This window comes from Comamonas koreensis (assembly GCF_014076495.1).
Taxonomy (GTDB): domain Bacteria; phylum Pseudomonadota; class Gammaproteobacteria; order Burkholderiales; family Burkholderiaceae_C; genus Comamonas; species Comamonas squillarum.
The window spans coordinates 3,399,807-3,411,826 of the sequence record NZ_CP043575.1 but is presented as its reverse complement, the minus strand read 5'-3'; the positions used below and the strand labels follow the sequence as shown (position 1 = coordinate 3,411,826).

Here is a 12,020-nt window from a genome sequence, read left to right as displayed (position 1 = left end):
TGACACATGCAGCAAAACGGCCAGAACACTGAACTCAACATCAACACTCTGGCCGCAAGCCTCAGCAATGCTCAGGCACTCGCTGACTTTTCCAACGAGGTGCAGCAGGCCGCTGCTCCTGCGATCCCCGAATACGCACCACCTGCAACCCTCTCCACCGTTGGCTCCAAGCCATCCAAGAACGTGGACGATTTCGTGGGGCAAGTGCTTCCCATGGCGCAACGGGTCTCCGAGAAGACTGGCGCGCCGGTGGACGCCATCATCGGGCAGTGGGGCCTGGAAACCGGGTGGGGCAAGTCAGTCATTCCAGGGACCAACAATCTAGGCAACATCAAGGACTTCTCGGGCCGGGGTGTGTCGGCCAAGGACAACATGACTGGCAGCGTGGACAAGTACCGCGCTTACGAGAACGGTGACGCATTCGCTGATGACTTCGCCGGGTTGCTTGGTAAGGACCGCTATCGAAACGTCCTGGGCGCCAAGGACGCCGGAAGCTACTTCACCGCGCTCAAGCAAGGCGGCTATGCAGAGGACCCCGATTACATCCGCAAGGGCGTTGCCGCCGCCGGCGTAGCGTCGGCCGCGCTGGCCAAGCTGAAACCCGCTGCGCAAGAGCAGTCCATTCCCACCTGGGCCGAGCTGGCATCGAAGCCGGAGTTTGCCGCCATGTCGGCGCAACAGCAGCGCGGTGCCAAAGAAGCATACTTCGACACATTCATCCAGCCGCACGCCGGCTCGGACGCCGATGCGCTGCGCGCTCAATTCCTCAGCGATTTGCCTCCTCTGACACAGGATCCCGCCGCGGCTACGGCAGCGCCCACGGAAACTGGCCAGGCAGCATTTGGAGTGTTCCCCCACATGCAGCGCAAGAAGCCGCAGCTGCCCGCCGACCCCGCCGCGCAGGCTGGCTCGGTGCTCACGCGGGAGAATATGCAAGCGAACAGCCCTACGCTGGCGAACAATGCAGGGGGAATTCCACTGCGCCCCGAGATGAGGCAGGCTGTGCAAGGCGCTTGGGACGCCGCAACGCCGGAGCAGCGCAAGGTTCTTGAGTCTCAGGACAGCTGGCAAGGACTGGTGGCCCGCCAGCGTGCCGAGCAGATGGGTGCAGTGGATGCGCGCCGAGACCAGGAGGCGCTTACACCCGCGCCGCTTGACACGCGTGCCGAGGCTCGCCGCGAGCGGCTCATGCGCGCAGGCGAGCAAGCTGCGTTCGCTGAGACCATGGGTAACGATGCTGCACGCAAAGGTCTGCCAGCGGGTAAAGAGCTGCTGGCCAACCCCTCGGTAGGCAATAGCGATTTCGATTTCGAGACTGCCAAGCTGTTCAATCCAAACCAGCCAGGCAATGGTGTGAACAACGCAGCAGTGCGCGGGATCGCTAAGGCCGCACTTGGGATCGGCCAGACCGCGCTGGGTCTATCTCAGTTTGCGGCGGATGTGACCGGGGCAGAAGATCTCGCAAAGGATTTTGCCAGCGCCAACAATAAGCTGATCGGGCAAAAGACTGCTGCCATTGGTGAGCGCGGCGACATGATGGCGCGCAACCTGGAGGGCGCGATCAACTCCATCGGCCAGCAACTGCCGTTGCTGATGGGCGGCGCGGCCATCAAGGGCGGCCAGGCCCTGGTGCTGGGCGGCATTGCCGCGCAGAGCTTCGGCCAGGAGTATGCCGAGGGCCGTGAGAAGAAACTGACCGTCGCCGACGCCACCAAGCGAGCTGGCCTGTTTGCCGCATTTGAAGTCATTGGGGAACGCTTTGGCCTCGGGCACCAGCTCGATGCGCTGCGCGGCGCGGCTAAGGGCATGCCGTCTGACCAGATTGCGGGTTTGCTTTTCCACGCGCTTTCCAAGGAAGTTCCTGGCGAGGTACTGACGACTACCGGGCAATTTGCAACGGACAAATTCACCCAAATGGGCTTGAACAAGGGTGCAACTTTCAACGACTACCTGGGCCAGGTCGCGGACACCATCGTTCAGACGCTGATGCAGGGCGGCATTATGGCTGGCGGCACCAGCGGAGTTGGGAAGGTCACCAGCTTTCTGTCGGAGAAGGGCCCTTCCGAGCGCATCATGGAAGCGGAGGCGATGAAGGCCAAGGACAAGGCTCTGACCGCCTGGGCACAGTTCGGACAGCTGGCTCAACCGTCCGAAGACACGGCTGCTCCCGTCCGCCTAGCGCCCACGGGCGACGGTCGTGTGGAACCGGTATTGGAAGCAGAGCCTGCTGCTGAGGCGGCGCCTGTGGCTCAGCCATCTGCCGAGTTGGTGCAGCAAAGCGTGGCCGCTGATGCGTCAGCAGCGCAGTTGGACACCGAGGCAGTGCTGGGCCTAGCTTCTTCACGCTACCAAACCCTGCGCGCCAAGCGCGATGGCGAAGTGGTGCAGGACGCGGATGGAAGCTACGTAGAAGAGGGTGGCGAGCAGCTCACCCCTGCAGAATTGAATGAGCTGCGCGTGTTGGAGCAGCATCGCGGAGATCCTGCAGCTCTTGCGGTGTTCTACGGTTTGGACCAGCACGCTGCCCAGGCGCAGGGCCAGCCACAACAGGAGGCGCTACCAGCGCCCGAGGCCGTGGAGTCCCCCCAGGAAGCCGCAGCACCAGAGGCCGCATATGACGCCAGCGATGCGGCGGACCGAGCCGCTTATGACTGGGCGACCCAGCAGGAGCAAGTTGCGCCTATTGACGAAGACCCTGATCTGGATATTGGTGATCCTCTGTCTGGCGAGAGCAATGTGAGCCAGGCAGAGGCCATGCGCTCGCTGGGCTTCTCAGAGGCGGAAATTGCCGGAGGAGAGCGCCCGGCGGCGGCGCAGCCCGTCACCGAGAGCGCTCCAGGCAGCGCCACTGCCAGCGTGACCGAGGAAGGCAAGCCACTGCCGGTGCGCGCGCGCTGGGATGCGTTGGACCAGCAAGCCCGCGCCGCACTGCTGATGCAGGCGAGCTCTGGGATCACTCAGGCCGAGGCAGACAAGGTCGCGGCCACCCCTGGTAAAAAGCTCACGCAGCGCCGCCTGGACTTGGTGAAAGATGCTCTTGGTGCTGCAGATCGCACGGAGGCAGAGGCACAGGTGCAATCCATTGGGGATGAGATCGCGGCCAAAGCGGTTCGTCAGGATGTTGTCGACAACACTGAGACGGCTGTTGCCCCAGTTGAGAAGGCTCCTGCTCGGAAGAAAACCAAGCCCCTCACGGCTAAGCAGACGCAGGCAGCCACGGCGGAGTATTTCACCCCAGGCAACATCGTTGAATCATATGGCGGTGGCACCGATCGCGTTATTTCCTATGTGCCTCAGTCAGACACGGCCAGCGCGAAGGTCACGGTACAGGCCGTGCGCAAGCAGGGTGATGCATGGGTTGATGCACCCAACGAGCAGCAGCGCCAACACTCCACGATGCCAAGCCGCAAGGAGCTGGAAAAGGGGCCGATTGAGCGAGCCAAGGTGCAGGAATCAGCGAATCCTGCAGTGAACGACAACGCGAATATCCGCCCTAGCGAACAGGCCGAAGATTCAAGCGCCCCCCAACCCGATAGCTCATACGGCGCCGCGAATAAGCTGGTGAGTGCTGACCGCGCGGCTGAGCTGCGTGAGCGGCTGAAAAAGAAGCTGGGCCAACTCAATTCAGGGATTGATCCCGAGATGCTGGCAATCGGCACTGAGCTCGCGGTGTTCCACATCGAAGCCGGTGCGCGCAAATTCGCCGATTTTGCCCAGGCCATTGCCCGCGACCTGGACGCCCCTATCAGCAAGATCCGCCCGTTCCTGCGCGGCTGGTACAACGGCGCGCGCGACATGATGGAAGACAGCAACCTCTCCGTTGAGGGGATGGATTCTTCCGAGACAGTACGCGCCGAATTGGCTAAACTTCAAGACAAACCTACACAGGCACAAAACAATGCATCAAGTACCCGCCCCGATCTGGAACCAGATAGCACGCAGCCAGCCGCTGGATCCGTTCTGGCGGGAGGTGATGAGCTCGGATCCGGACGAGATGGACAAGCTGATCGAGTCGAAGGTGGACGCGTTCGCGGAGAAGTACACGACGGACAACAGCGTGATTCTGGGGTTCCGGATCGTGGCGCCGCTCCTGATGGAGAACGAGGCGATCAGCGCGTTCATACAGGAGACGGGCTATCTGAACTTGCGGGCATCGCTACCGGAAGTGGTTTCCGTGAGCGAGGCAGTGATGTTGGCATCGGAGGAGTACCGCCTGACTCCATCCCAGCAGCGACAGTTGCAGCAAGTGCTGCGTCAGGCCTTGAAGCAGCTAAGGCCCGCACAAGCCAGCGCGGTGCACTAAGCACTCCCATTTCTCGCGGCATTCAGAATGTCCGCGACACACTGCCATCTCTGCTCCCTGGGCAGCAAGACGACGTTGTCAAGGCCGAAGCACGCTTTGACAAGCCAGACGGCTACGGCATGCTGTTCACCAACGGCACTGGCACCGGAAAGACTTTCACGGGGTTGGGTGTTATCTCGCGCCAGGTGCGACAAGGCAAAGACAACATCCTGGTGGTGGTTCCTGACGAGAAGGTGCTTAACGACTGGATTGACTCCGGCAAGCGCCTGGACATCGGTATCACTGCGCTGGCCGACACCAAGGATGCGGGGCGCGGTGTGGTCGTAACCACGTATGCCAATGTGGGCCAAAACAATCAGCTGAGTACGCGCGCCTGGGATTTGGTGGTCGCCGATGAGGCCCAAAAGCTGATGCAGTCCGAGGACGCCAAGGAGACCGATGCGCTCAGGATGGTACGCGCGCTGACGCTCCACCCAGATGGGGCCTGGACGCGTCACCGCGCCAAGAACGCCGACAAGTTGGAGGAAGTTCGCCGCCTGAGCGAGGAGCGCAAGGCGGCTGAGGAGGCCGGCGACAAGGCGGTTAATGTCTCGCGCCTGCAGGAGAAGATTGACGACCTGAACAAGGAGCTGCGCGACCTCTACGAGCAGGAAAAGGCCTTTGTGGCGGCCAACCAAGGGGAGAAGCGCCCCCGCGCGCTGTTCCTGTCGGCCACGCCGTTCGCCTACGAGAAGACGGTGGACTGGGCCAATGGATACCTGTTTGAGTATCCCCAGGCAGAAGGCGCCGCATACAACTCCGGCAACGGCCGCGAGCAGTTCATGATGCAGCACTTCGGCTACCGCATGCGCTACAACAAGCTGACCGCCCCCGAGGCCGGGGTGGACAGCGGCCTGATGCAACGCAACTTCAACACCTGGCTCAAGCGCGAGGGTGTGCTTTCGTCGCGTGTACTGGATGTTGCTGCTGACTATGACCGCCGTTTCGTCCTGATTGATTCGGATCTGGGCAACCGCATCGACGCGGTTTTCCAGTGGATGGACGAGCAGAGCCGGGCCGAGGGCAAGGACCCGAAGACCTACCAGAATCTCAACAAGCTGATCCGTGGGTCATTCGACTACTTGTCCCGCAGGTATCTCCTGGAGGCCATCAAGGCGGAGCACAGCATTCCCTATGTGCGCAAGCAACTCGAAATGGGCCGAAAGGTAGTTGTCTTTCACGACTACAAAAAGGGTGGTGGCTTCAACCCGTTCAACGTGTCAGTTGAGCAGCTCGGTGAGTACGGGTCCCTGACCGCTGACCAGCGCGCGGCCTTGGCCGAGGCGGTGTCGGAGTTCCGCCGAGAGTTCAAGGACCTGCTGTCCTCTGGCCTGGAGAACATGCTGTCGCCCATTGAGGCGTACCAACGGGCTTTCGGAGACCAGGTCATGCCGGTCAACGGCGACGAGAAAGCCAAGGCAATGCTCGAGCGCTACAAGAAGTTCAACAACGACTCCGAGCTGCCTGCAGTGCTTCTGGTGCAGTCTGCCAAAAATGCGGGCTGGAGTGGTCACGACACGACCGGGAAGTATCAGCGCGTGCTGGTTAACCTGGGGCAGCCCTCAGCACCCACTATGGCGATCCAGCAAGAAGGCCGCATTTACCGCACCGGCCAGGTGTCGGACGCCATCATTCGCTACTTCAACACCGGCACCAGCTGGGAGAAGCACACCTTCGCAGGCACCATCGCCGGGCGGGCCAGCGCAGCCGAGAATCTGAGCCTGGGCGAAGAAGCGCGCGCGCTCAAGGATTCTTTCATCCAGGCGTTTGAGGAGAGCGACTACTACGAGCCGGGGCACGAGGGCGAGGGCAAGGGTGGCAAGGCGCGCGATCGGCAGATCAATGGTGCGCTCACTGAATGGGATCGAGCCAAGGCCTACTATTTCGGCACACAGAAAAAGAACGCCAAGACGAAGGCACAGGAGGGGAAAGACTACTTCGCCACCCCCGAGCCGGTGGGGTTGAAGATGGTGCAGTGGGCCGACATGCGCCCAGGTGACGATGCGCTGGAGCCCAGCGCCGGCCATGGCGCCATTGCGCGCTGGTTCCCGGATGCCGTCAAGCGCACGGTGGTGGAACCTTCGAGCACCTTGCGCGCCCGCCTGGCACTGAACATCAACCCGGCCGAGGATCGCGTTGTTGATGGCGTGTTTGAGGACCTGGCCAAGTCCAACAAGTTCGATTCCATCGTGATGAACCCGCCCTTTGGTGTGGGTGGCAAGACGGCGATAGAGCACGTTGCCAAGGCCTGGGGGCATCTGCGCGATGGTGGCCGCCTGGTAGCCCTGATCCCCACCGGCCCGGCGGCCGATAAGCGGTTGAACGACTGGCTCTATGGCGCAAACGACAAGGGCGAAAGCTTGGTCCCGGACGCAGTGCTGATGGCCGACGTTGCGTTGCCTCAGGTGGCATTTGAGCGCGCCGGCACAGCGGTCGCCGCCCGAATCGTGGTGCTGGAAAAGCAGGCGAGCGAGGAAAAGCGCGCTGCCTACGGATCAGCCCGCCATATCGACCTCACCAGCGTGGACAGTGTCGCCGATCTGTTCGACCGACTGGAGGATATTGGCCTGCCAGCTCGCGCCAAGGATGCGCCCAGCGTTGCGGACCAGGCGAAGGTTGTGGCCGAGAGCAAGCGCGGCAGTGCGGCGCCTGCGAACAAAACATGGAGAGGCGAGGAGCCCATTGAAGCTTATGTCACCAAGCGCGGCAAGACGCTCCACGGGGTCTGGCGCGCAGGCCTGACCAAAGAGCAGGCACAATTGGCCGATCCATATACTTGGAACAAGGGCGGCAAGTGGTTCATTCGCCAGGAACACTTGTCCGAAGCCATCGAGGCGCCTAAGTTCAGCCGCAAGGACAGCGATGCCAACCAAGAAAACTCCACTCCAGATCTTTCGCCAGATACACAGAGAGCTGTCGCCGCTCTCAATGACGGACTTGGAGGCGATTTCGGAGCTGCGCGTCTCGTGGAAGGAAGGCGTACCGCTGGAGACGAGAGTCTTCTATCACTGGCGCAGTCGCTGGGCCTCCCGGTTATTCAGGTTCAAATCCGGCCTACCGAAAGAGCGCCCGTTAACTCCCGCGGAGAAGCGGTGGACTTCAATGGCGTCACGTACAAAGGAGCCATCTATCTGAACGTTGATTCCCAGCGTCCGCATATCGCGGTGTTGGGACATGAGTTCGCCCACATCCTGGCAAAGACCAATCCAGCGCTTTACGACCGGCTGCTGGACGCCATCGAGCCCTACATCAAAGAGCACGAACTTGAAACCAAGTTCTTTGGCTCTGATGTTGCTCCCAATCATCTCCAGCCTCACCAGCAAATTGAGGAGTTCGTCGGCGAAGTTTTCTCCGATGGCTTTATGGACCCTGACTTCTGGCGTGCTGTCGGTAATTCCAACAAGCAGTTGCTGGTCCAGGTGCAAATGGCTGTGGCCCGCTTGATCCAGAAGGCACTCACCTCGCTGGGTTACAGCAAGCGCACAGACCGTTTTGTGACTGACTTCAAGGCAGTCATGGAGATTGCCGGCCAGGTCATGGGCGAGTATCACCTGAACCAGTCGCGGCTGAACAAGCAAGCAGGCATCGATCCGAACTTCAATCGCAAGGATGATGTCCGCCGGTTCCTGGATGGCGCGCCGGTCGCATCTACGAAGGGTGATGAGTTTGCACCTGATGGCCAGAAGCTCACGGACAAGGTGCCGCAATGGTTCCGCGACCGAGGTCAGCAGGTTATCAAGGTGGCAGGGATTGGTGCGGTCCAATTGGACGAACGAGCAGTCAAGTCCAGCATCTCGCACGGCATCAGCCGTGACAAGGCCAATGCCTTCGCGGCCGTGCCTGATGTGCTCTCAAGGGGCAAGATCATTCACAGTGAACCGATGGACGGATCGCGCGGGGCTGGGATGGTTTACTACATCGCAGCACCGGTCAACCTGGCCGGCAAGGAGATGATCGAGATTGCGCTGGTCAAGTCAGACGATCACGCCAGCCGTCTGTATGTGCACGAGGTAGTGCTAAAAGAAAAGCTCCAACAAGGGGCGTTCAAGACCAGGGGCGATGCAGCCGAAGCTGGGGACCACACTGGCGCCAAAAACAATGTTGGAGCTATCCGAAGTGTATTGCAAAACATTTATCAAGGCAATGGCGAGCCCCACACTCAAGATGTAAAGCAAACCGATACTGCGGCCTTCAAGCGCTGGTTTGGCGATAGCAAGGTTGTTGATGCTGAAGGTAAGCCGATGGTGGTTTATCACGGCACCCCTGAGGTGTTCACGGAATTCAGCGACGAATTCAGCGGCGAGGGCGACGGCAACACTGATTGGGGCACCGGCTTCTACTTCGCCAGCGCACGAGCGGCCGCTGAGACGTACACCCAAGGCTCGGGCAACGTGATGGAGGTCTATCTATCGATCCAGAACCCAGCACCGCGCAGCGTGGTGGAGCGGGTCATGGACCAGCCAGGCGCGGAAATGGATACCGAGCATGTGCGCGACACGCTCGCCAAGATGGGCTACGACGGGATCATTATCGAGCACAAGGGCGGCGAAAAGGAAATCGTTGCCTTCCGCCCTGAGCAGATCAAGAGCGCCATCGGCAACAACGGTAACTTTGAACCAGCTAACGCTGACATTCGTTTCAACCGCAAGGATTCAAGCCAGGGGCCTGCAAGCATTGCAGACTCGGCGAGCGGCAAAGCCATCGAAGCCGTAGCCCAGCCTGCGCGGTTCAAGTCGTTCAACTGGTACGACAAGAGCCTGTCCACCCAGTACAACAAAGCGCTGAAAGATAAGCACTTCGGGAAAGTCTTCGGTCTGATCAATGCGCAGCAGTCGGCTGTTTCGCTGACCGCGCTGCGCCCCTCCGAGTTGGCCCCCATGGTTCTGCCGAAGGTAGACGGTGTGGCTGAGGCGTTCAAGCAGCTGGTGATGGGGCAGGGCGATAAGTCTCCTGTCGGAAAGGCGTCGGCGGCCCTGTTTGCAGGCACGCTGGCCGGTGAGAGCGTGATGGACGGCAAAGTGTTCAGCGAGGCCGAGCTGCGCTCAAAGTTCAAGATGGATGACTTGGCTGTGGCCGCCTACGGCCAAGCCCGCGCTGCCATTGACGCCAGCCTCATGGAGGTGGCAGCGGCAGAGGCCTATGCAATCGCCGGATCCTATCTGCCCGAAGGAGCGCGCCGCTCGGTGATGGACGACCCAGCCCAAGCCAAAGATTTGATCCTAGGGGAATTCGATAAGCAAATCGACACTTCGACCAAGGCGATGGAAGGCATGGCGCTGCGCGATCCGGACATCGCGGCCAGCATCGGGGCGCAGATCGCGCGCATGCAGGAGTCGCGCACGAAGGTGGGGCAGATCTTTGCCACTGCGGAGAACTTGGCTAAGGCTGGCTACGCGCCCTTGATGCGCTTCGGTGATTACACCGTCACCGTCACCGCGCTCGATGTGGATGGCCAGATTGCCTATGACGCAGAGGGTAACCGCCAGACTGTACTGTTTGAGAAGTTTGAGACGCAGGCCGAAGCCAATGCAGCGCTTAAGGCCGCGCGCCGCAAGTATCCGGCAACCCAGTACCTCACCGAGCATGGGCACGATTCCAAGCGCAGCCACGAGCTGCTACAGGGCATCACGCCGGAAACCGTTGCTCTGTTCGCCGACATCGTTGGCTTTGACACGGTCACACAGAAATACTACGAAGCCGCACTGTCCGAGCGCAGCGCCTTGAAGCGCCGCCTTGAGCGCAAGGGTACGCCTGGCTACAGCACGGATCTGCCGCGCGTCCTGTCGAGCTTCATCACCAGCAATGCCCGCCTGGCAAGCCAGCGCTATTTCAGCCGCGACATCAACAACGCTATCCGCTACATCCCCCAGGCAAAGGGTGATGTGCGCGACGAGGCGATTGCACTGCGCAAGTTCATGGGCGACAACAACGACGGCGGGGCCATGGCGAGCAGCTTGGCTTTTGCGTGGTTCCTTGGCGGGAATGTGGCATCGGCCATCGTGAACATGACGCAACCCGTGATGATGACTGCACCATACCTGGTGCAATTCGGCAATCCCGTGCCGCACCTCACCAAGGCGCTGCCATATGCCATGGGTCGCAAGCAGATTGCCGACGCTGAATTGCGCGCCGCGCTCAAGCGGGCCAGCCAGGAGGGTATCGTCGATGCACAGGAGATTTTCCACCTGTACAGCGCTGGCACCCGCGGCTTGTCCGCCAAGCTGGTGAGCCTGGCCGCCAAGGTGCCCGGGCTGGGAGATAAGGTGCAGGCGGGCGGCGACTCGGCCCGTGCACGAGCTCAGGCCTTCTTCACTCTCTGGGGTTCCATGTTCGCTGCAGCCGAAGGCTTCAACCGCCGGCTGTCGTTCATCGCGGCCTACAACATGGCGAAGGAGCAAGGCCAAAGGGATGTCTACGCCTTTGCTGTGCGCGCTGTGAACCAGACGCAGGGCATTTACAACAAGGTCAGCCGCCCCAACCTGGCGCGCTCGACCGTGGGGCGCCTTCTGTTCACCTTCAAGCAGTACAGCCTGACCTACCTGGAGCTGCTCAACCGCATGTACCGCGCTGGGCCGGGCGGCAAGCGCGCGGCGCTGACCATGCTGGCGGTGCTGATCCTGGCGTCGGGTGAGGAGGGCTTGCCTTTTGCTCAGGACCTGGATGACCTGATCGACACTGCCGGTCAGATGATGGGGTTCAACACCAACATGAAGCGCAACAAGCGCGACTGGGCGTACTCGATGCTGGGCAAGACTTTCGGCGATCTGGCGCTGTATGGCGTGTCTGCCCAGCTCCCGTTGGACTTCTCTGGCCGCCTGGGGCTGGGCAATCTGGTCCCCGGCACCGGTGCGCTGCGCCCTTCAAACTCCGACTCGATGAAGAGCAGAGAATCTACCGAGGTCCTGGGCCCGATCTTCTCCCTGGTAGGCCAGGCTTCGGACGCTGTCGGCGCCATGGACGAGGGCAACGTCGGCAAGGCAGCACTGAACCTGGCGCCGACTGCGGTGCGCAACGCAGCCGCAGGCATCGAGATCATGACCAAGGGTCACAACACCGACACGCGCGGCCGCAAGGTGATGGACTTGCCGAAGTCGGCCGGCGTAACCAAACTGCTGGGCTTCAACCCAACTGCCAACGCTGAGAAGTCGCGCAGCACCGGCCCGCTGATGCAGGACGCCGCGCTGCTGCGCAAGCGTCAGGGGCAGATAACTGGAAAGCTGACCCAGGCGGTGGTCGACAACGATCAAAAGGCGCTCGACGCGGCGCTGGCAGAGCGCGACAAATGGAATGATCGCTATCCCGACACCCCGATTGTGATCAATCCATCCACCATCAAGAGCCGGGCCAAGCAGGCGCAGACCGACAAGGACATGCGCGTGCTCAAGTCTGTGCCCAAGACCATGCGGGCACAGGCTGTCAATTCGTTGGCGGGGGCGGAACAGCCTTAATTGCTGGTGGAGAAGCTCCACCCCTTGGCGCGCAGGCACGCATCGCGAGATGCGACCTGCGCCACGTTCTTCGCGCCGCCATCGTACTTGCTCGCCACGGGAGCGCCGGCAGCGGGAGAGGTAGGCGTCACGGTCGCGGAGGTGTAGCCGCCTCCCATGTCCTGCGTGTGAACAGAGTAAGTTGTGGGGCGGTTGCTGGCAGGCACAGCTGCAGCGGGTTGCGCCTTCGC

The 12,020-nt window shown here is 61.3% G+C and carries 2 protein-coding genes; one reads left to right on the top strand and one right to left on the bottom strand.

Annotation, left to right across the window (positions count from 1 at the left end):
• Positions 1 to 6 precede the first annotated feature (6 nt).
• Positions 7 to 11,790, top strand: a complete 11,784-nt coding sequence (locus F0Q04_RS15380; RefSeq protein ID WP_182341855.1) for a PLxRFG domain-containing protein — start codon at positions 7 to 9, stop codon at positions 11,788 to 11,790.
• Here the strand turns inward: F0Q04_RS15380 and F0Q04_RS24200 are convergent.
• Positions 11,787 to 11,921 (bottom strand): hypothetical protein, encoded by a 135-nt coding sequence (locus F0Q04_RS24200; protein ID WP_269780246.1) that lies wholly within the window; start codon positions 11,919 to 11,921, stop codon positions 11,787 to 11,789. The two genes, F0Q04_RS15380 and F0Q04_RS24200, sit on opposite strands and share 4 nt — an antisense overlap.
• Positions 11,922 to 12,020 lie beyond the last annotated feature (99 nt).

What these genes read in the sequence shown, in the direction of transcription:
- F0Q04_RS15380 (WP_182341855.1), top strand. Translation starts at nt 7, where the DNA reads ATGCAGCAAAACGGCCAGAACACTGAACTCAACATCAACACTCTGGCC.